Below are 22,020 nucleotides of genomic sequence, written 5' to 3'. Positions count from 1 at the left end.
ACAGACATGAATAAAAAAACTATTAATTATTTGACAATCGGGCTTTTATCTTTGTTTTTTGCAGGGATGATTGCTTCTTGTAAACATGATGACGATGAGGTTTTGACTCCTACAGATCCTGTAGTAGAGCCATTTAAAGGATTAGACTCCGTGTATACCATTGAACGCTTCAGAGTATTAAGTATTCCTACCCAGCTTTCAGAAAATCTTACGTGGAGTATTAATGATTCTCTTATTTCTCAAAATTCAGAATTAGAATTCATTAGCCCTAAGGCTACCACTTACCCTTTGACTTTAAAGATTGGAAACAACGCAGATGCAAAAGTTTATCATTCAAAAATTAGAGTAACCAAAGAAGCTGGTGTTTTAAGTAAATACATTTCTAAAGTATTTGATTTTAGGCCTGCTGTAGGGCAATTCATGAACGAAATCCCAGAATATAATCAGGGAAATACTGCCGTGAACATGCTTCAAAAAGCCAATGCGTCTCTTGTGGGTTCCAATTCTACCATGATCAGCCTTGGTGGTTTCGGAGGGTATGTGGTGTTTGGTTTTGACCATACGATTCCTAATCTTGACGGAAGAGATTTTAAAATTCTTGGAAATGCCTTTTTTGGAAATGCAGCCAATGATCCTCGCTCAGGAAACTGTGAACCTGGAATTATCATGGTAGCCTACGACAAAAATAAAAACGGAAAACCTGATGATAACGAATGGTATGAGATCGCAGGAAGTGAGTATTTTAAAAATACTACGGTAAAAGATTACAGTATTACCTATATGAAGCCTAATGAAAACAAAACTCCGGTGGCGGGAAGTGAAGATTGGCAGGCTGATATAGAATATATAAAATGGACAGATAATCTCGGAAATACAGGATTTAAAACCCGAAATGTTTTCCACTCACAAAGCTATTATCCATTATGGTTTACTGATGCTTCCTATGGATTTACAGGAACAAGGCTTAAAGATAATTTCTATGACCAGAGTGGAAACGGATCCTATTGGGTAGGAAAGTCTTACGAATTCGGATATGCAGATAATGCTCCGAATAATGATGAAGCTTCTAATATTGATATATCCTGGGCGGTGGACAGAAACGGGAAATACATAAAACTTCCGGGAATTGATTTTGTGAAAGTATATACAGGGATCAATCAGGAGGCAGGATGGCTCGGGGAAGTGTCTACAGAGGTAGCCGGTGCCTATGATCTGCGTCTTAAATAAAAACAAACAAAATATTTTTAAATTAATAAAGAATGAAAAAGTTTTATCTTTTTACCATGCTTTTTCTGTTTGCATTTTTTACCAATGCACAGATAAAAGTGCAGGGAGTACCCCGAAATGACCTTTCCGGGAATGCTACTCAACTCAATATAGCCAATACTGCTGCTAATATCAGTTTTTCTGATATTCAGTATTGGGTAGGAACAGGTTCCAATCAGGCAGCATTTGTTGTACAGTGGAATGACAGTAAGAATCCTGACGCACTGGTATGGGGATTCAGATGGGATGGAAATGCTACGGGAGAAGATATGCTGAAAGCCATTGCAAAGGCGGACCACCGTTTTTTTACTTTGTTATATCAGGGAACACAGTTTGGAACTGCAATAGGAGGTCTTGGATTTGATTTAAACGGTCAGAACTCCAATGCATTGATTAAAAGTGGAAATGCGACCTACCCGTTATATCCTGTAGATGGTATTGTCAACACAACGGCTTATGATTTTGATGATTATACAGCACAGGATACCAGTGATCATTGGGTTTCCGGATGGTACAACGGTTTCTGGTCGTATTATGTTAAAAACCCTACTGATGCAGATTTCGGATTTTCAGGAGTAGGTGCCACCTCAAGAATATTACAAAACGGTTCCTGGGATGTATGGAACTACAGCCCTATGTCAGGATCATTCCCGATTTCTTCAACATTGACGCCGGTTTCACCTTATGTAACTTCTACTAATTTTACAAACGGATTCTTCATGGTCAATGAAGAATGGTTCGGGCACACCAATGGGTCTGTTAACTTTATTGGTAATAACGGACAAATCAATTATAGAGTGTATAGTAATGCCAACAACAACCATGCTTTCGGAGCAACTACCCAATACGGAACCATCTATGGGGATAAGTTCTATTTTGTATCGAAACAGGCAGCTGATGGAGGAGATTCTCAGTATACGCCAGGTGGCAGATTAGTTGTTGCCAATGCTCAAACGATGCAAAAAATCGCTACGTTCAATAATATAGGTGGAGGAGATGGAAGATCTTTCCTTGGTGTCAATGAACATAAGGGATATATCGGAGCATCCAATGGGATCTATTTATTTGATATTGATAATATGCAGGTGGGAAGTTTAGTTTCCGGAACGGGAGGTGGAAGCCAGTATTCAGGACAAATTGGTAATATGATCCGTACTTCGAAATATGTTTTTGCTGTGAAACAGGCTGCGGGTGTTTTGGTGATTGATCCAGCTACCGATACAGTAGTCAATACTATTGCAGGACCTTTCAGCTCTATTGTCCATGCAAAAGATGGAAGTATCTGGGCTATTCAAAACCAAAAACTGGCTTTGATTGATCCAGCAACTTTCGCAGTACAGTATTTTAATATTCCAACTACGAAATATGCAGATACTTGGGGAGCATGGAACGCCGGAAGTTTCACGGCGAGTAATACAGAAAATACATTATATTGGATCAAGGCTGGAACAGGATTTAATCCCGGAAATCAAATTGTTAAATTTGATGTAACTGCTAAAACATTCAATGAAAGTTTTATTACCCTTCCCGGGCAGACAGGAACATATAAACAAATTCCTTACGGAGCTGCATTACGTGTGAACCCTTCCACAGGAAACCTTATCCTGAATACAACAGAAAGCGGTTTTGGAGCCCATTATCAAAAAAACTGGATCCATACCTATGATGTGAATGGAAATCTTACCAATACCCAAACATTGAATGATTATTACTGGTTCCCGGCCTTGGCTGTATTTCCGGATAATACAGCTCCGATTGTGAGCAATACCTTCCCTTCTCAGGTTACAGCGGCAAATGTTACAACAATTGATCTGAAAACAATGGTTTCTGATGGAGACAGTTTTGGAGCCTCAATTGTAAAAACTGTAAAGTCAAATAATAATCCTTCAGTAGTTTCTGCAGAGATTAATGCTAATGAAGAATTGGTGATAACACCACTGGCAACTGGATTTGCTGAAATTGTAATCAGCTTCAATTCAAATGGTAAAGTTGTTGAAAGAACACTTGACATCAATAGCCTGGGTTCTACGCTAGCAACTGTAGAAGTGAAGAAACTTGAATTTGGAATTTATCCAAATCCGGTTACAGATATTCTTTATATTAAAACTCAGGAAAAAGTAGGAAACATATCTATTTATGATGCTTCCGGGAAACTAGTAAATATGCAGTTCAATAACGGACAAATAAATGTTAGCATGTTACCAAAAGGAATGTATATCCTGAAGGCAATAACTGATAAGGCAGTATACCAACAAAAACTGATTAAGAAATAATTTTTAGAATAGCTAATTTTGTTTCATTTTGCCGGCCAATATATTGGTCGGCTTTTTTATGGCTCTGAATTATTAATTGATACCAGACAAATATAAACCACCATCAAATAATAGTAAAAAATCAGTAAAGTATGTCCTGTCCACGTGGACCTGAAGTTAGTCTGTTTAAAAAATACTACATCTAACATTAATATTTTAAAAAATATAAGTCAAAACTAGAATTTGATTGTCATCTTTTGGAAAGACTCTATAGGTTTTGCCTGTTATTATTGATCAATATCTGAAATTTTTACATCAAAACCGAGAGATTTATTGATGTAAAACATTTGAAAATATAGCACTTTATTCTTCATGGTTATTGATTTTGTAGAATAAGTGTAGTATTAAAGCAATAGATTGTAAACCTTATGGATATTGATATTGATGTATGTGTGACGTATGGGGATTTTTGGAAAAGCTATAGTGTAAAGTCTATTTTTGCAGTAAACAACACAAATGAAAAACAGGAAAAATTATTTATTACTGATGATATTCTTTATGAATATCTTATTCTCTCAGGTAGGTATAGGTACGGCCAACCCCAGAGGTGCTTTGGACATCAATAAAGAGACTACCAATAACATGGGGTTGGTACTGCCTACCAATAGTGATCCTGGAAATCTGATCAATCCAATGGGAGGAAATGTAGCCATAGGAACTATCATGTATGATTCCACGTTGAGTTGCGTAAGAGTATACAAATCTTCCGGGTGGTCAAAATGTTTATGTGATCAATGTGGTCCAACCCCAGGATTTACTTTAGATTGTTCCACGGGAGCTCTTAGCGGGACATTCATAGCAGGAGTGCCGAGTACTGGGACAAAAACCATTAACTATACCAATGCTTCCGGGCAGCCGTATAATGCTATTTCGGTCACTTCAACAGGAGTGACAGGATTAACGGCAACGGCGCCAGCCGGTACATTGGCTAACGGAAGTGGAAACATATCACTTACAGTGAGTGGTACACCTTCGGGATCAGGTATAGCCAGCTTTGTGGTGAGTGTAGCAGGGGAATCTTGTTCTTTTACAATAAATGTAAATGGTGAAGGAACTTTTGATAATCCTTCCGTAAGCTGTCAAAGTATATTTGATAAGTATAATTCATCTGGAATCCTTGTTGCCAATGATGGGGAATACTGGATTGGAACGGCTACCAACAAATATAAGACAAGATGTGATATGGTAGATGCTGCGGAAGCCGCTGCCTTGGATAAAGAGGTGGGAGGGTATACTTTATTATGGTCTTATTCTGAAGGTACAGCTACCAAAGATAATGCTTGGGGGACTAACGGAACAGTAAGTTGGGGAGCAACTACTTTGGATAACAGAAATGTTGTGAAAGTACAAAATGGAACGATGAACTATAATAATTTCAGAATTGAAACAACTGAAAAGGCAAGATGGACAGGTAAGGTAACAAGGCAGACATTTACAGATGAGCCTACCAATTCAAATAAGGATCTCAACACGTATCTTAATTATCCCAAATCGGATATTGTTAATGGGGGGCTTAATTTTCGTTTGGTTGGATCCGGAACTGTGACAGGGAAATATCTTGGAGGAGTTACGAGTTTGACCAAAAATGCAGGAGATGACAGAGGTACTTTGACTATTGATAATGTTATGATCAAAAATAATATTTATTTCTATAATGGAGATTACAATACTCACTGGGATATTACAGACTATAGATATTCTCCAACAATTAATGGTGGAAATGGGGCTATAATCTCCAATTGGCCTCTATGGGTAGTAGGTGAGTGGACAAGTGAAATGCCTTTCGGGCGTTGCATAAATGGTTTAACGAGCTATACGCCTCTAGCACCACAAGGGGGAGGCTATCCAGTAAAAACATTTACAGATGCTTGTCTGCCGAATAATGCAAATATAGGCAGACACCCAGGTATAAATGGTACAGAGGGATATGTGATGCAATGGTGGGCAAAATAATTTGTAAGATATTCATATCAAGGTTTACAACAGATCTTATGTGCTCTTGTAGTGAATGAAAAGGATAAACAATAAAATAGATTCTCGATAACATTCTTCATAGTATCTTGATATTTGCACTTAAAACAAGGACTGACAGATTTTGAAAAATAGATGTCAGTATAATAAGGTCGGTTTTATCCGACCTTATTTTTTTGAATAAAGTGTTGAGTAAAGATATCAGAACTTGGATGTTTTCTATTGATATTTCTTTGTAAAGATGTTTTACATCAAATATTATATGAAATATGTTGGTTTTTTTGTGGCAAATTTTGAGTATTTTATTTAGTCATATCACCAGGTAAAAGAAAATTTTATGTTTTCTATCTTATGTTATATTTTTTCAAAATATTTTAAAAACAAGGTTTTTTCCACCTTTGTATTGATATTGTAGAATGCATGTAGTAGGTCTTGAAGTACCATGAATACTACTAATGATGTATGCGTGATGTATGTTGATTTTTGGAAGAAGCGGTTAGTAAAGGATACTTTTGCAGCAAACAAAAACACAATGAAAAATAGAAAAAATCATTTATTACTGATGATATTCTTCATGAATATCTTATTCTCTCAGGTAGGTATAGGTACGGCCAACCCCAGAGGTGCTTTGGACATCAATAAAGAGACTACCAATAACATGGGGTTGGTACTGCCTACTAATAGTGATCCTAGAAATCTGATCAATCCAATGGGAGGTAATGTAGCCATAGGAACAATAATGTATGATTCTACGTTGAGTTGCGTAAGAGTGTATAAATCTTCAGGATGGTCAAACTGTTTATGTGATCAGTGTGGTCCTGGTCCCACACCTGGTTTTACATTAGATTGTTCAGGTGGGGCACTTACCGGAACATATGCAGCTGGAACGATGAGCAACGGAACAAAAACAATCAATTATACTAATGCAACGGGACAACCATATGGTGCTATTTCAGTTGCTTCATCAGGAGTATCGGGATTAACAGCCAGTGCACCGGCCGGAACATTAGCAAACGGAAGTGGAAATATCTCGCTCACAATTTCAGGCACTCCTTCTGCTTCAGGAACGGCTTCTTTTACGATAAATATTGCAGGCCAATCTTGTAGCTTCTCCGTGAATGTAAATTCAGGTGTTATTCCTAAAAGAACGATATTATCATTAGGAGCAGGTATGTATACTCCAAATTCTGGTAATACGACCGCACCAACAACAATACTGCAGTCTGCAGCGAACTTTGGCCCTACAGGAACTGTCCCGTCACAAGGCTTTGATATTAAAGCAATGGGAACAGGTCAGGGAAATCTTGCAGCCAATATTGCCACTTATAATCCGTATATAATTATTATGACATGGGATTATACATGTAATGCAGCAGATGCTATTGCTCTTAAGAGTTATTTGGATAACGGAGGTAGAGCTATGGTTTTCCTTCAGCAGGCACAGCCAACTCAGATTCTGAATCAGGTATTTGGAGGATCTACTGTTGTTACCGCAGCTACAGGTACGAATTACGTAAAAACTATTACAAATGTTAACCATCCTATTCTTAATGGACCATTTGGTGATGCAAGAGGAAAGCTGGTTGGGGATGATAACAATGATGCAAGCTCTTATACAAATTCTAATATGAATAATTCAAATGTTGATATTTTGTCTGCTAATAATGGGTTGATGGTTGGTTTTGTCCATAAGACCTATAAACTATTCTTCTGGGGAGATGGAGGATTTCCTTTGGGAGCTGTTAATAATACTTCAACTGGGTCTTATCCCGCTGGTGTAGATGCATCAGGTAAGCCAATTCCAAAGATCAATTTTGGAACAGGGGTAGCAGCAGGAAGTAGTGTTTATAATAGTATTTTATATGCTAACGCGATAGCATGGATGATACAATAAATTGTCAATAACATTCTTCATAGTATCTTGATATTTGCACTTAAAACAGAGACTGATAGATTTGAAAAAACAAATATCAGTATAATAAGGTCGGTTTTCCCCGACCTTATTTTATGAAGGGATGGACATAAACAACGCAGTTGGTATTATTGCTACGATCAAACTTACGTGTTCAGTATCATTTTACAAGAATAAGGCTTTCTTATCTTTTGTCTGTTTATGGAAAATTATACCCTATAAAATCAAAACGGCAGGCTTTTAGGCCTGCCGTGTGAATTGATAAGATTTGTTATTACTTAATCATAATTTTATTGGAATATGTTTTTCCTTCTTTCGTCTTAATAGTCATAATATACATTCCTTGAGCCTGCTTTGTCTCAAATGTATTAGACGTTAATTTAGAACGATAAACTTCTTTTCCTGAGGTGTTGGTTAAAGTAACTTCAGCCTCTTCCAACGGAAGCTTTTTGTCAAGAGTGATCTGCCCGTCTTCACTATGTGCCATAAAACTGATAAACGGATCTTTGTATTGATAAGAATAATACAGGCGAAGGGCACCGTTTACACTTAGTAATCCACCGTTTAGATTTACTTTAATTCTATCAAACGGTTTGTTCATGGTAAGTTCAAGCTCTCCTTTACTTGGATCTGTGCCTCCCAGCTTAATCGCATCATTATTAAGATTTTGATAATCATTATTGGATACATCTCCATTAAACGTTTCGATGGAAATACCACTGATTAATTGAGCGGATAACATCACCTGATCCGTACCAAAACCTAATACCAGTTTATTGGTTCCCAAGGCGATATTGGTTGCCGGGAAAATCAAGGTTTGCTCCGTTCTTGCGAGTAATCCTACAGAAACCTGAAGGGTAGAATAATCGCTTTCATTGCTTCCCAATGCATTTTGTGGGTTCAATACACCACATCCAAGGCAGATACCAACTACCTGATTGGTTTGGCTACTTGCGTAGACTTTGGTAATTTGAGCGAAAGACATTGTGCTTGTTAAAAACAGGAATGAAGCCAAAAATGCAGCTTTAATTGTGCGTTGGCTAAGTAATAAATGAGTTTTCATATATAAAAAATTTTGAGTTTTTTAGTTTCTACTAATTTACACATAAAATGATTATGTTGTGTAATTTATTTCAAATTTAAGTGATTTGTTAATGATTTGTTATTTTTGTGAGGTTATGATTTTGTTTTAATTAATGCTATAAAGCTATTTTATCTTTTCTAAAAGCACTAAAATAAATAGGCAGGCTTAAGCCTGCCGTATGGAAGTTGAAAAACAATTATTTATTTAATCATAATTTTACGGGAGTACATTTTTCCTTCTTTTGTTTTAAGAGTCATGATATAAACTCCTTCAGATTGCTTTGAATCAAATGTATTTGATCTGAGAATACTGCGGAATACTTCTTTTCCGGATGTATTTATCAACGTTACTTCGGCTCCATCTACAGGAATATTCCCATCAAGGGTAATTTGCCCGTACTGACTGTGAGCCATTAATGAATTCAGGGGATCTTGATAAGCATAATAAATTCTGAATCCACCGCCAAGGCTAAGTACGCCTCCCGAAAGACCTATTCTGATTCCATCGTATGGTTTTGCTGGTTTAAATTCTATGGTACCTCTGTTAGGAGTTGCTCCTAGCTTAAGCAGGCTTACGTCTATAGTTCTTCGGTCATTATTAGAAGATCCTCCGTTCATTGTTTCCAGGGTGACTCCGCTTAGTAACTGAACAGATAAAGGAATGTTATCTGTTCCGATACCAACAACAAGTCTGGTATCAGATCTAAGATCCGGGAAAATGAGGGTTTGCTGAATACCTCCCAGTAAAACAGTGCCCAACACCATAGTAGAATAGTTGTCTTCATTATCCCCCACAGCATTCTCTGGATTGTCTACACGGCAGCCTAAACATGCCACTCCGAAAACTCCTGAACTTTGTGCATGAGCATAAATACGGTTTTGAGCAAAAGATAGAGTTTGTGATGAAAGTAAAATGAAAGCAATAAGAGCAGTTTGTAAAGAGAGTTTCTCTTTCAATAGTAAATTAAATTTCATGTTGTTGATATTTTTTGATGAATAGTTTTTTCAAATTTAAGGATTAATGAGAAAAGTAAGAAATAATATTTCCTTTTTTGGTGATTTTTAAGAATGAGTTATGATTCTGATTTTCCATTTCGCTGAGGGTAGTTCCTAAATGAATAAAATGAAAAAGGAATGGCATGGAAAATCCTGTCTTAATCATAAATTATATTTTTACGGGTGCAGATCATTTTTTTGAGTACATGTTTTGTTTCCCTGATCTGGGGAGAAAGAAGATAAACTCCTTCCGGTAAAGTTGAAAGTAAAGCTAATATTCCGGATTATATTTTGAACGAATACTTCCTGTTTTAGTAAGATATCTATGATTAGCTTGTGTGAGGTATGCACTAGGTAAGGGGGAGAGATCTGAAAATATATTGCAAAAAAAAGAGAAGACTTACTGAAAAGTCTTCTCTTTGTAGCCCGTAGGGGAATCGAACCCCTCTTACCAGAATGAAAATCTGAGGTCCTAACCGATAGACGAACGGGCCCTCTATCTTCCATTACCGAAGTAATGTGTTAGTTTTTGTTTTTATAAGTATCAACTCTTAATCTTGTAGCCCGTAGGGGAATCGAACCCCTCTTACCAGAATGAAAATCTGAGGTCCTAACCGATAGACGAACGGGCCGGTTAGATGTTGTTGTAAAAAAAAGCTTTTCTACTTTGTCTTTAAAAAACCACTGATGTTATACAGTGGTTTTTTAAGATTTAAGTAGCCCGTAGGGGAATCGAACCCCTCTTACCAGAATGAAAATCTGAGGTCCTAACCGATAGACGAACGGGCCAGCTATATTTTTACGCTAATTTATTAACGTGCTTTGTTAATTTGCTTTTTAAGTTAGCTGCTTTATTTTTGTGGATAATGTTTTTCTTAGCTAATTTATCCAATAAAGCGATAACTTTTGGCAATTGTTCTGTAGCAGCAGCTTTGTTCTCTTCATTTCTTAAAGTCTTTAAAGCTGTTCTAGCAGTCTTGTGGTAATATCTGTTACGAAGTCTTCTAGTTTCGTTTTGTCTGATTCTCTTCAGTGCTGATTTATGATTTGCCATATCGTTTAAATGTGAGTGCAAAACTATAAACTTTTTTTTAAAGTACCAAATTTATTTTGAGATTTTTTAATTTTCTTCTGAAAGGTACTTTCTAAGCTTATCTATTGCTTGTTCTATTTTTAAATTTTCTTGTTCTTTCTCTATTTTTTTGATCGTATTTCCTAACATGATCAATGCATTATTCCATTCTCCAGTGGTATTGGTGAAAGTGAGTCCATCAATTGTTACTTCAAAAGCAACCCTTTCTCCAGTCCTGTAAAGTCTGAAACTGATTTTATCATCTCTGCCTGTAATCCCGTCTTCATTGATTTGTAAATCATAACTTTTTGGGTTAGAGTGGATTTTCTTAAAAAGCAATTTTGCTTCTTGTATTTTTAAATCCGGCATGATATAAAATTTGATAGCTTGTAAATTACTACAAACATTGATTTATCAATAATATTTTTCATCAGTGTCACCATATTTGGGTGAGCAATTATGGCTAAATTTATTTTAAATTTTTGCAAATATAAGGCTTTTGTGATATATAATGTAAATCGAATGTTTTTTTAGACCGAAAAGAAATGTCTTTTAAAATAAGAGCCAGTATATCAATATACTACAATTCCAAAAAAAAACAGACTTTTGATGTTTATAAAGTTTATGGTTCCTTGGGGGCATAAGATTTAAATGGAAATTAAAATCGGGAAAGTATAAAAAAACCTCTAACTCCCGGAGGATGGTTAGAGGTCTGCGAGAAGTAGCCTATAGGGGAATCGAACCCCTGTTGCAAGAATGAAAATCTTGAGTCCTGACCACTAGACGAATAGGCCAAATTTTGAGGTTGCAAAAGTAATCATTAACTTTTAAACTTCAAAATTATTTCTACATTCTATTTATAGACTTTTTGTATTACCGTATTTTTCACTCCTTTAGCTTCAAGTTCTTTTTGAAGTTTTGCAGCATCTTCCAGCGTATACACCTTTCCGTAGGTATAGTAAAATACTCCGTTATCTTTATTTCTTTCAACATCTTTAAGGTTCTGGATGATATAGGAATTGCCATTCAGTTTGTCTCCTGAATAAACTTCAATTGTATAGTACCCCATGCTTATTTTCTGATTAGGCATGAATCCTACGGCAAAAGCATTTCTGAATCCTGCATCCTTAGCCGTTTTAAGATTAATATCTCTCACAGAAGCCATATTGGTAACTGCATAGTAATACTTGTATTGCCCGTTTTCTTTAATGGTAAGAACGTAATTTAACCCTTTTAAGGCAGGATCGTTTTCGTTATACTTGTTTGGAGAGCTCATCAGTAAAATCCTGAAATCATTTTTCAGTGCAACTTCTGCTGGTTTTTCAGGTTCCGGTTTTTTAGTGGTAAAAGATCCACCAGATTTTCTATCAACGGCTTTCTTATAATCGATAATTGCATTATAAATACTTTCCGCAATCTCATTCTGTCCTTTTTCAGAAGCTATATAATGGCTTTCTTCAGCATGATTGATAAATCCTGTTTCTATCAGAACTGACGGCATCGCATTCATACGAAGAACGTGAAGGTTTTTCTGAAAAACACCTCTTGAAAACCTTTTATCTTTATTCACAAAGTTATCTTCGACCAGCCCTCCCAAAAGAAGACTTGATTCAAGATATTTACTCTGTTGAAGTTTTAACGCAATTAATGATTCCGGAGAATCGGGGTTATAAGAACCGAAGGTTTGCCTGTCTTTTTCATCAAGGAAGATCACGTCGTTTTCCCTTTTAGCAACTTCAAGATTTTCATTATTCTGGTTGGGTCCCTGTACATAAGTTTCTGTACCATATGCTGTTGATCTTTGTGCGGAATTACAGTGAATGGATACAAACAGATCTGCTTTGCTTCTGTTGGCTAAATTGGTTCTGTCCGACAGAGAAGGGTACTCATCAATTTTACGGGTGTAAATTACTTTGAAATCTCTGTTTTTCTCAAGCATTGCTCCTACCTTTAAAGTAATAGCAAGGGTAATGTCTTTTTCAGCAACTCTTCCGATGTCTGAATAAGTCCTGTTGGCCCCATGATCACTTCCTCCGTGTCCTGCATCCAGAACGATGGTAAACTTCTTCTGGGAGAAAAAAAAGTTGCTGACAAGGATAAGGAGAAATGATAAAATTATTTTAAAATTTTGTTTGTGCATCTTACAGTTATAAAAATTATATTAATTTTGAGCCTTAATTATATAGAACAAAATTGGCCAAAACCGTCTTCAAAAATATATTACAAATTTTAATTATCCTAATTTTTAACAATTTTTTAGCACAAAAAAATCCTGAAAAATTGCCTAAAAATGCGGTTAATGATACTATTTCCAAAAAGGATACCATTGTTGTAAAAAAGGAGTCTTTGGATGATATTTTGCGTACAAAAGCAGATGATCAGAGAAGAGACATTCCTAAGAAAATGACTTTCCTTAATAAGAATGCACAGGTAAAGTACCAGGATATGCAGATTGATGCAGATTATATCTCAATTGATGATAATAAAAGTCTGATCTATGCCCGTGGTAAACAGGATTCGTTGGGGAAAATTATTGAGCCTGTGATTACTTTACAAGGTGGTAAGAAGTATGAAACCAATGAATTCAGCTATAATACAAAGACCAAACAAGCCATTGCTTTTAACGCAAGGACAGAAGAAAGTGAAGGGGTGATTATAGCTCAGAAAACCAAAAAATATAATGACTCAGTGTATGCGATGAGAAAAGCAGATTATACCACTGACGATTATTTTATCAAGAAAAAAGATACAGTAGCGGATTATTTTATGAGAGCTTATAATATTAAGTTGATTAAAACCAAAACTAAATCTCAGATTGTTACAGGGCCTATTCAGATGTTTATAGAAAAGGTACCTACCCCTCTTTATTTGCCATTTGCGATTCTTCCATTTTCAGATAAAAGAGCAGCTGGTATTTTAATTCCAAGTTTTGGAGAAAGAGAAGATGTAGGATTCTTTTTGAATGGAATAGGATATTACCAGCCAATCGGAGAACATTTTGATCTCAAAGTGCTTGCGGATATTTATACAAAAGGAAGTTGGAATGTACGTCCTCAGGTAAATTATCAGAAAAAATACAGGTATTCAGGAAACTTTAATGCGGATATCGGAACCATGGTAAGAGGAATTAAGGGGCTGGATGATTACACCAGAAATAGTACCTATAGAATCAACTGGACACACTCCCAGGATGCTAAAGCTAATCCTTTCCTGACATTCAGTGCTTCTGTGGACATTGTAAGTACAAAATTTTATAATAACCCGCTTAACAACAATTATATTTTTAACCAGAATGTATTGAATACGCAGCAGAACTCAACAGTAACGCTTACTAAAAGATTTCTGAAACTGCCAATAACCATTACAGGAACGGCATCATATTCTCAAAACTTTGCTACCGGACTAGCAGATCTGCGTCTTCCGCAGATGAATGTGGCCGTGAACCAGTTCTACCTTTTCAAATCAAGAACAGGGGTAAGACAAGGGCTTATTGAAAATATTACTGTAAATACCGGGTTTAATCTTACAAACTTTGTAAATACCCAGGAAAACGAATTGTTCAAAAAAGAAATGTGGGATAAAATGCAGACAGGACTTAAAAATAATATTACCCTGGCTACCAATACTACATTAGCAAAATACTTTACCTTCAGCTTAAGTGCTAATATTGACAATGCCCTGACGACAAAAACGCTGAACAGATATTACGATCCTTTAAAAAATGTTGTAGTGGATCAGATTGAAAAAAATGTTGCGGGATATTCGACTTTTTCTACTACGGCCAGTCTTCAGACAACGCTGTATGGAATGCTGAAATTTAAAAAAGGGTCAGCGGTAGAAGCAATACGACACATGATGACCCCAAGTATCGGATTTACCTATTCACCGGATTTCTCAAGTCCTGGCTTCGGATATTACAGAAATTATTATAATGCAGCAGGAGCATTGACTCCTTATTCTATTTTTGATAAAGGAATTATAGGAAATCCGCAAGGTGGAATGGTGGGGTCTTTAGGTTTTAATATCGGAAATAATATCGAAATGAAGGTAAAGTCGAAGAGTGATTCTACTGGAGTGAAGAAGATCAAAATCTTTGAATCTTTAAACCTTTCAGGAAGTTACAACTTTGCCGCGAAAGATCATCCCTGGTCTATCTTTACCATCAATGGACAATCATCATTCTTCAATAGTAAACTTACCGTTAATACAAGCCTTTCTCTTGATCCGTACAAGATTGAATTTCTTCCGGGACAGGATACAGGGATAAGAACTGAGAAATTCGGAGCTTTCAGTGTACAAGGCTTCAACGTTCAGTTATCTTATCCTTTGAGCAGTGAAATCTTTGGCGAAAAAACTGACTATGCCAAAAAGTATGCTTCAAAAGGAGAAGTGAGAAATGAAAATTATTATTTTGATGACGATAATTATGCTCATTTTGATCAGGCCTGGACTTTGAATATCAATGCAAACTATGCCTACTCAAAAGGGCTTAGCCGATTTGGAAATAAAATTGCCTCTTTAGGTTTGGATGGAAGTATTAAACTTACTCCTTATTGGAATATTAATGGAAGTACCCATTATGACTTGGTGACCAAACAGCTCGCTTATACAAGGATTGGCTTCTCAAGAGATCAGCGAAGCTTTACAATTAATTTTAACTGGGTGCCTTTCGGACAATACAAAGTGTATGATTTCTTTATCGGTATCAAAGCCAATATCTTAAGTGATGCACTGAAATATAAAGACCGAAGCTTTACCCAGCCAAATGCACCTTTCTAATATCAGATTGGCATTTGACAATATAAATTTTATATTTGCAACCAGAATAAATCACTGGGAGAAAATTTTTCTTAGAAATCCGATAGACAGTGATTGTACATAACTTTAGAAAAAATAAATATCCGCATATGAAACAAATAATCAATACAACTCATGCACCTGCAGCTATCGGTCCTTATTCGCAAGCGAATATGGCAAACGGAGTTTTGTATATTTCCGGACAGATTCCGGTAGATCCTGCAACAGGTAAATTGGTGGAGGGAATTGAAAAAGAAACACATCAGGTTATGAAAAACCTTGAAGCGATTCTTACAGAAGCTGGGATGACTTTCAAAAATGTGGTAAAGGCTACCATATTTCTTAAAAGTATGGATGATTTTGCGGTAATGAATGATATTTATGCTTCTTATTTAGATGCAGATAGCTATCCAGCACGTGAAACAGTACAGGTTTCTTGTCTGCCTAAAAATGTGGATATCGAAATTTCTATGATTGCACATCAGGATTAATGAATTTTATAAGAAATACAATTGCGATTTTAGTAGGTCTTGGAATAACGGGGCTTATCATTACTCTTGGAATAAGAGCTTTTCCGCAATGGGTTACTTTTGAAGCTTTTGCTCCGTTTGAGCATTGGCAAAGATTTTTATTTAGCATGAAAGATGATAAGACCTTTTTTGGCTTCTTATTATTTATTTCCGGGTTGGGTACTACAATTGGCGGAGTTGCTACTGCAATCATTGTTAAATATGCTAAAGTAGCTTACGCCATCCTTATCGGTTTTATTATGCTTTTTATAGCGATGCTGGATGTTATTATATTTCCCTATCATCCTACCTTTTATAAGATTTCTATTTTCCTTACTTTCTTTCCGTTTTCCTGGATTGGGGGTAAAATTGTAGAAGTAATTTATGAAAGAAATAAAAAGAAAAGGATTGCTGAAAAAATGAATAAATCCAAATAAATAATAAAAAACGCTGCAAGAATTTGCAGCGTTTTTTTGATATGAAAATATCTATCTTGTGTTAATTAAGGCATTTTGAATCCTCTTTGATAATTTCTTCCATAGTCATCCATATATTTTATCTGACCTGTTCCAGAGAATTTATTTAATAAGCTTTCTACATCTTTCTGAGAATTTACCGGCTTACCATTAATTTCCGTGATAATATAACCGTCTACAATACCTGCCTTAGCTATTTCACTTCCTTCAACTACATTTTTAGCTACAATCCCACTGTTTAGACCATAGTATGCCTTAGTTCTGTCATCCAGACTCTGGAAATCAGCACCCAGCTTTTCAGTGACACTAAGATCTGCTCTGGTTCTTGTAGAAGTACCTCCTTTTTGATCCTTAAGCGTTACAGTCGTAGTAGATTCTTTACCGTTTCTTAAATAGGTAACCTGAACTTTATCACCAGGGCGCTTGCTTCCGATGGACATCGACAGGTCAGCAAAATCAGTAATATCGTAGGTGTCTACTTTAGTGATAATATCTCCTTTCTTCAATCCTGCATCTTCAGCACCACTGTTGTCTCCAAATCCTGTTACGTAAACTCCTGAGCCTACCTTCAGATTTGTTTTATTTTGTGCGTTATAAGCCTGAACCAATTGATCATTGGATAAGTCTAGCGACTGCACTCCAAGGAATCCTCTCTGTACAATTCCAAATTTCTTGATATCCTCAACAATTTTTCTAGCTAAGTTAGCCGGAACTGCAAATCCATATCCCTGATAATATCCGGTGGTTGATTGAATAGCTGAGTTAATTCCTATAAGCTCTCCATTTGTATTTACCAATGCTCCTCCGGAATTGCCCGGATTAATAGCGGCATCAGTTTGAATAAAGCTCTCAATCGGATTAGCTGCTTTTCCCTGGCTGCCAAGGATTCCAATGCCTCTTCCTTTTGCCGATACAATACCTGCAGTTACCGTTGAGTTTAATCCAAGTGGGTTTCCTACGGCAAGTACCCATTGTCCTACATCAATGTTGTCTGAGTTTGCAAAGTTGAGATAAGGAAGTCCTTTTTCTTCAATTTTTAGTAATGAAATATCCGTATTCGGATCTGTTCCTACCAATGTTGCGATGTATGATTTTTTGTTGCTTAATACAACTTCTAGTTTATTGGCACCTGCCACTACGTGGTTATTGGAGATAATGTAACCATCCGGAGAGATGATGACACCGGAACCCATTCCTGATGGCATATTGTCCGGAGCCTGCTGTTGTTTTTGTCTTTGTTGTCCTCTGCCTCCGAAAGGATCTCCGAAGAAGAAGTCAAACAAGTCCTGTTCTGAAGCTCTGCTCGATGTTCTGCTCTGATAGTTTTTAATAGTAACTACTGCCGGAACTGTTGTTTTAGCTGCTTTTACAAAATCATCACCCGTAGCTGCGGTATTCATGCCTGCAAACGATGTATTAGGTGCTGCTGTTGTGAAATAAGATTGATCTCCGTTATTGGATGTGTGTCCAAAATATTGTATTGCTCCAACGGTTGTAGCACCTGAAACAACCCCAACTACTGCAAATGGTAATAGTTTTTTTAAAGTACTCTTCATTGTATATCTTTCTTGTTTATTAATTAATTTTTATTGTATGTTTTTGAGTAAACAAATTTAATGTTAAATAAGTAATCAATTAGTATGCTATGTTTCAATTTTAACTAAAATTTAACGGCTATTATATCATTTTATACATTATGTCATAATTGTTAAGCCTGTAGTTAACAAAACTTAAAAAAAAATTAAAGAAAATAAGACATAATGTTACCTGATCAGGTACAATATAATCATGATCTGCTGCTGTTATCCGCCAATTATCATTGAGGACTATAAATATACTTATTTTAAAATGACTATCTTTGCAAAAATATTTTTCTCACTTATAACGTTTATAGCATGCAACTGTATAACACTTTAAGCGCAGAAGAAAGAGCTCAACTTATTGATGAAGCTGGTAAGGAACGTCTTACTTTGTCTTTCTATGCGTATGCCAAAATTGAAGATCCCAAAAAATTTCGCGACGATTTATTTATAGCCTGGAATGCACTCGATGCTCTTGGTCGTATTTATGTTGCTCATGAAGGAATAAATGCTCAGATGAGTATTCCTGCCGATCAATTTGAAGCTTTTCGGGATACGCTGGAAGAATATGACTTTATGAAAGGTATTCGTCTGAATGTAGCTGTTGAGCAGGACAATCACTCGTTTTTAAAATTAACCATAAAAGTCAGACATAAGATCGTTGCCGATGGATTGAATGATGAGACTTTTGATGTTACCAATAAAGGCGTTCACTTGAAAGCTCAGGAATTCAACAATATGCTTGATGACCCTAATACGATTGTAGTAGATTTCAGAAATCATTATGAAAGTGAAGTGGGGCATTTTGAAGGAGCAATTACTCCTGATGTGGAAAATTTCAGAGAGAGCTTACCGATTATCAATGAACAACTACAGGATTTTAAAGAAGATAAAAATCTGTTGATGTATTGTACCGGGGGAATTCGTTGTGAAAAAGCGAGTGCCTATTTCAAGCATCAGGGTTTTAAAAATGTTTTCCAGTTAGAAGGCGGAATCATCGAATATACCCGTCAAATCAAAGAAGAAAACATCAAGAGTAAATTCATTGGGAAAAACTTTGTATTTGACCACCGTTTGGGAGAGAGAATTACAGATGATATTATTTCGCAGTGTCATCAGTGTGGAAAACCTTGTGATAACCATACAAATTGCTCTAATGATGCCTGCCACCTATTGTTTATTCAATGCGATGAATGTAAAGCAGCGATGGAGAACTGTTGCTCCACGGAGTGTTTGGAAACCATACATTTACCTTGGGAAGAGCAGGTGAAGCTTAGAAAGGGGCTTCAGGTAGGTAATAAAGTATTCAGAAAAGGAAAATCTGAAGCGTTGAAGTTTAAAAACTCCGGAGATCTGTCGACTCAGGCTTTAGCAAAAGCTACAAAAACTGAATCAAAAGATATTCGTCAGAAAATTAGGGTTAAAAAGACTTTGATCGGACGAGCAGAGCATTATTATTCAAAGTCAAAAATTGCTCAGTTTCTTATTGAAAGTAAAGAGCTTTCAGTGGGTGACAAGGTATTGATTTCTGGTCCAACAACGGGAGAATGGGAAATGACCATTACAGAAATTTATGTCAATGGAGCGCCAAACGAAACGGCGAAACAAGGTGATCAAATCACATTTGAACTTCCGTTCAGAGTTCGTTTATCGGATAAATTATATAAAATTCAGCACCCTGAAAATGCATAATCGTTATGTTAAAAGCTGAACTTAGAAAAGAATATATACAAAAAAGAAAAGCCTTGTCATCTGATGAGGCTTTCTTGTTATCTGAGAAGATTTTCAACAATTTCATGAGGCATTTTAACCCGAAAGAAAGGGAGAAGGTGCATATTTTCCTCCCCATTCCGGCAAGAAATGAAATTGACACCAAAATCTTTATTCATTATTTTTTGGAGCATAAAATTCGTGTTTTTGTTCCAAAGGTGGCTGCAGATCAATTGGTAAATATTGAAATCTTTGCAGATTCTATTTTTGAGATGAGTAAATGGGGAATTCCTGAGCCTGTTTCTAATGAAGATTCAGGAGAGGATTATTTTCATTATGTCATTACACCTTTGTTATATTGTGATAAAAATGGAAATAGAGTAGGATATGGAAAAGGTTTTTACGACGGATTATTCCAACGTATTTCGCCGGAGACAAAAAAAATCGGAGTCAATTACTTTGACCCCGATGTATCTGTTGATGATGTCTGGGAGAATGATATTTCTCTTGACTATTTGGTTACTCCTACTAAGGTACTGTCTTTCTTTAAAGGTTTAGAATAAAAATCTAAAAAATAGAATTTGAATTCTTTCTTAAGCTTTGGCTTGGATAGTAAAATGTACTGCGCATTCTTTTCAAAGCTCCCCAAAGACTTATTCTTGTCATCAAAATATTCGACATTAAATTTGGCGTAATCTAAAGTGTCTTTTTTATAGAACTCTTTGTAGACATTCAGATTATTTACCTTTACCGCTCTTACTTTCATACTGTCTAATTCTTTAAAAAGCCTTTTGAAGGTTAAAGAATCAGGCTTATGGAAATAACTTTCCATTTGTGAATAAATAACAGTATCTATTTCAGTATTTCTGTTGCCGGATAAATATAGGGTTGAAAGGTCAAGAAGTTCCTGAACTTTTTGCTTGGTAATAGAATTGATCGCCTGCATACTATCCATCTGTACAGCAGGATAACTCTTTGCATTATTGCTGTTTCTTAGTTTATCAAGGTCACTTACCTCTGTGCTTTTTTTAGTACATGCAGCGAAAAAGACGAGAAGTACGGTTAGAATTAAAAAATTATTTATTTTTTTCATCTGTGGAGGTGATTTTAAATTTTATGGATACAATTTTACCATTAGTATCCTTTTTCATTTCTATAACATTCAGATTTTTCAATGAGGTGGTAGGTGTGGTTACCAGAGTGATATACTTTTGTTTGTCTAGTCTTTCAATACCATAAGTGTCATTGTCATAAACCTGATAGATCACAGCGCTGTTGCTGATCAGGTTTTCAAGTTGATTTCTTTTTTGCTTAATAAGAGCAACCTGTTCTTCAGGATTTCCTCCTTTCACATCTTTAATCGAAAAATAATAAGCTGCCATTTTATAGTCATCAGGCTTTAGCTCTATTTTCTCCTCTTCGGGCGCATTTTCAAGATTTCTGTTAACATCCAAGGTCTCATAGAAGGGTGCACTAATGCGCATTTTAAGGTTTTTATCTTTTGTTGAATAGAAAAAACATTCTCCCGGTTTTATTTTATACATAATTGGAGACTCATTTTCTTTCATGACCATGATGTCCAATGTATTAATCACGTTGACCCCTCTGTCTTTGTCGATGAAACAGTATTTATATGTTTTAGAAAAAAGTGCGTCCTTGAATCCTAATAAACCTGTTATGGTAATTAATACAGAAGTAATAATGGCCCAGGCGTTCTTTTTGAAGAAATTTTTCTTAGGAAGTTCAGAAGAATTTGTGGTGTTTTCTGAATTTGTGGGATTTGTTGTAATTAGTTGATTTTCAGTAGTTGTTTTTTGTAAATCAGCATTTTGAGAGGGCTGGATCTCAATTTTTTGAGGTTGAAGTTCAGTTTTTGGAAGTTCAGGCGTTTCAGAAACTGTTTTCTCAAGTTCATTGATGTCTTCCTCATCCATGTTTTCATTTTCCTGTAACAATTCTCCGGCAAAAAGATGCTGTTTTTTGAATTCGTACCATGAGTCGTAACCTGCATAGTTACTCAATAAATTGAGCATATCTATCCTTGGTAATTTGGTCACAGGTGAAGTTTTGAAATAGGTATAAAATGATTTTTCACTAATGTTCCCTTTCGCTTTTTTGCGCAGGTCTTCCTGAAAATATATGATATCTATACCCTTCCATTTGGATATGTCATCCTGAGAAGGGGTATATTCTTTTAAATATTGACTCTGAACGTCCTTTTTTAGTTGTTCAAAGTGTAATAGATCTAAATCTGTCAATTTTTTTTAAAATAATTAAATTGTTGATTATCAGTTATGTTCTTTTGTAAAACAATTTTACAAAGGTATTACAATTAT

Annotated in this window: 18 protein-coding genes and 4 tRNA genes; 9 read left to right on the top strand and 13 right to left on the bottom strand. The window is 35.9% G+C overall.

Annotated elements, in window-relative coordinates:
* Positions 1 to 6 precede the first annotated feature (6 nt).
* From C1631_RS16410 to C1631_RS16395, 4 genes are all read left to right on the top strand, one after another.
* A complete protein-coding gene (locus tag C1631_RS16410; RefSeq protein ID WP_109713696.1) occupies positions 7 to 1,227 on the top strand; it encodes a cell surface protein in 1,221 nt (406 codons plus the stop codon).
* A 32-nt stretch (positions 1,228 to 1,259) separates the two neighbouring features.
* Entirely contained in the window at positions 1,260 to 3,539 is a 2,280-nt protein-coding gene (locus C1631_RS16405) for a T9SS type A sorting domain-containing protein (RefSeq protein WP_103246909.1), read from the top strand.
* A 495-nt stretch (positions 3,540 to 4,034) separates the two neighbouring features.
* Positions 4,035 to 5,531 (top strand): hypothetical protein, encoded by a 1,497-nt coding sequence (locus tag C1631_RS16400; RefSeq protein WP_109713437.1) that lies wholly within the window; start codon positions 4,035 to 4,037, stop codon positions 5,529 to 5,531.
* Between the two features lie 550 nt (positions 5,532 to 6,081).
* Positions 6,082 to 7,443, top strand: a complete 1,362-nt coding sequence (locus C1631_RS16395; protein WP_123966714.1) for a hypothetical protein — start codon at positions 6,082 to 6,084, stop codon at positions 7,441 to 7,443.
* A 292-nt stretch (positions 7,444 to 7,735) separates the two neighbouring features.
* Here C1631_RS16395 and C1631_RS16390 read toward each other — a convergent pair whose 3' ends face one another.
* From C1631_RS16390 to C1631_RS16350, 10 genes are all read right to left on the bottom strand, one after another.
* Entirely contained in the window at positions 7,736 to 8,524 is a 789-nt protein-coding gene (locus tag C1631_RS16390; protein WP_103249538.1) for a T9SS type A sorting domain-containing protein, read from the bottom strand.
* A 221-nt stretch (positions 8,525 to 8,745) separates the two neighbouring features.
* The gene (locus tag C1631_RS16385; RefSeq protein WP_103249537.1) at positions 8,746 to 9,519 is read right to left on the bottom strand and encodes a T9SS type A sorting domain-containing protein; all 774 of its coding nucleotides are present in this window, start codon (positions 9,517 to 9,519) and stop codon (positions 8,746 to 8,748) included.
* Positions 9,520 to 9,562: 43 nt separating this feature from the next.
* A complete protein-coding gene (locus C1631_RS24140; protein WP_165828321.1) occupies positions 9,563 to 9,706 on the bottom strand; it encodes a hypothetical protein in 144 nt (47 codons plus the stop codon).
* Between the two features lie 256 nt (positions 9,707 to 9,962).
* A tRNA-Glu gene (locus C1631_RS16380) sits at positions 9,963 to 10,034 on the bottom strand.
* Positions 10,035 to 10,100: 66 nt separating this feature from the next.
* A tRNA-Glu gene (locus C1631_RS16375) sits at positions 10,101 to 10,172 on the bottom strand.
* An 85-nt stretch (positions 10,173 to 10,257) separates the two neighbouring features.
* A tRNA-Glu gene (locus C1631_RS16370) sits at positions 10,258 to 10,329 on the bottom strand.
* 10 nt (positions 10,330 to 10,339) lie between these two features.
* Positions 10,340 to 10,594, bottom strand: coding sequence for a 30S ribosomal protein S20 (gene rpsT / locus C1631_RS16365; protein ID WP_076353226.1), 255 nt, complete (start codon positions 10,592 to 10,594; stop codon positions 10,340 to 10,342).
* Between the two features lie 66 nt (positions 10,595 to 10,660).
* On the bottom strand, positions 10,661 to 10,981 hold the full coding sequence (locus C1631_RS16360) for a hypothetical protein (RefSeq protein WP_068940338.1): 321 nt from the start codon (positions 10,979 to 10,981) through the stop codon (positions 10,661 to 10,663).
* Positions 10,982 to 11,334: 353 nt separating this feature from the next.
* Positions 11,335 to 11,406: transfer RNA gene (locus tag C1631_RS16355), tRNA-Glu, on the bottom strand.
* Positions 11,407 to 11,465: 59 nt separating this feature from the next.
* Complete coding sequence (locus C1631_RS16350; protein WP_185144675.1) at positions 11,466 to 12,752, bottom strand: N-acetylmuramoyl-L-alanine amidase family protein; 1,287 nt, start codon at positions 12,750 to 12,752, stop codon at positions 11,466 to 11,468.
* A gap of 53 nt (positions 12,753 to 12,805) precedes the next feature.
* Here C1631_RS16350 and C1631_RS16345 point away from each other — a divergent pair, with 53 nt between their 5' ends.
* The 3 genes from C1631_RS16345 (at position 12,806) to C1631_RS16335 (ending at position 16,355) form a co-directional block, all read left to right on the top strand.
* The gene (locus C1631_RS16345) at positions 12,806 to 15,391 is read left to right on the top strand and encodes a putative LPS assembly protein LptD (protein WP_109713433.1); all 2,586 of its coding nucleotides are present in this window, start codon (positions 12,806 to 12,808) and stop codon (positions 15,389 to 15,391) included.
* A gap of 128 nt (positions 15,392 to 15,519) precedes the next feature.
* On the top strand, positions 15,520 to 15,900 hold the full coding sequence (locus C1631_RS16340) for a RidA family protein (protein ID WP_103248503.1): 381 nt from the start codon (positions 15,520 to 15,522) through the stop codon (positions 15,898 to 15,900).
* A complete protein-coding gene (locus tag C1631_RS16335) occupies positions 15,900 to 16,355 on the top strand; it encodes a hypothetical protein (protein WP_109713431.1) in 456 nt (151 codons plus the stop codon). The genes C1631_RS16340 and C1631_RS16335 overlap by 1 nt, the downstream gene beginning before the upstream one ends.
* A 65-nt stretch (positions 16,356 to 16,420) precedes the next feature.
* Here the strand turns inward: C1631_RS16335 and C1631_RS16330 are convergent, their stop codons facing one another.
* Entirely contained in the window at positions 16,421 to 17,950 is a 1,530-nt protein-coding gene (locus tag C1631_RS16330; RefSeq protein WP_103248501.1) for a trypsin-like peptidase domain-containing protein, read from the bottom strand.
* A gap of 339 nt (positions 17,951 to 18,289) precedes the next feature.
* Here C1631_RS16330 and trhO point away from each other — a divergent pair, with 339 nt between their 5' ends.
* Both trhO and C1631_RS16320 read left to right on the top strand, forming a co-directional pair.
* Positions 18,290 to 19,666, top strand: a complete 1,377-nt coding sequence (trhO, locus tag C1631_RS16325; protein WP_103248500.1) for an oxygen-dependent tRNA uridine(34) hydroxylase TrhO — start codon at positions 18,290 to 18,292, stop codon at positions 19,664 to 19,666.
* A gap of 5 nt (positions 19,667 to 19,671) precedes the next feature.
* A complete protein-coding gene (locus tag C1631_RS16320; RefSeq protein WP_109713429.1) occupies positions 19,672 to 20,247 on the top strand; it encodes a 5-formyltetrahydrofolate cyclo-ligase in 576 nt (191 codons plus the stop codon).
* Here the strand turns inward: C1631_RS16320 and C1631_RS16315 are convergent.
* Complete coding sequence (locus C1631_RS16315; RefSeq protein WP_103248498.1) at positions 20,196 to 20,777, bottom strand: hypothetical protein; 582 nt, start codon at positions 20,775 to 20,777, stop codon at positions 20,196 to 20,198. The genes C1631_RS16320 and C1631_RS16315 overlap by 52 nt on opposite strands.
* On the bottom strand, positions 20,761 to 21,942 hold the full coding sequence (locus C1631_RS16310) for a hypothetical protein (RefSeq protein ID WP_103248497.1): 1,182 nt from the start codon (positions 21,940 to 21,942) through the stop codon (positions 20,761 to 20,763). The genes C1631_RS16315 and C1631_RS16310 overlap by 17 nt, the downstream gene beginning before the upstream one ends.
* Between the last annotated feature and the right edge of the window lie 78 nt (positions 21,943 to 22,020).

Origin of the sequence: Chryseobacterium phosphatilyticum (assembly GCF_002899825.2) — a bacterium.
GTDB classification, from domain to species: Bacteria; Bacteroidota; Bacteroidia; order Flavobacteriales; family Weeksellaceae; genus Chryseobacterium; species Chryseobacterium phosphatilyticum.
This window is presented reverse-complemented; position numbering and strand designations above follow the sequence as displayed.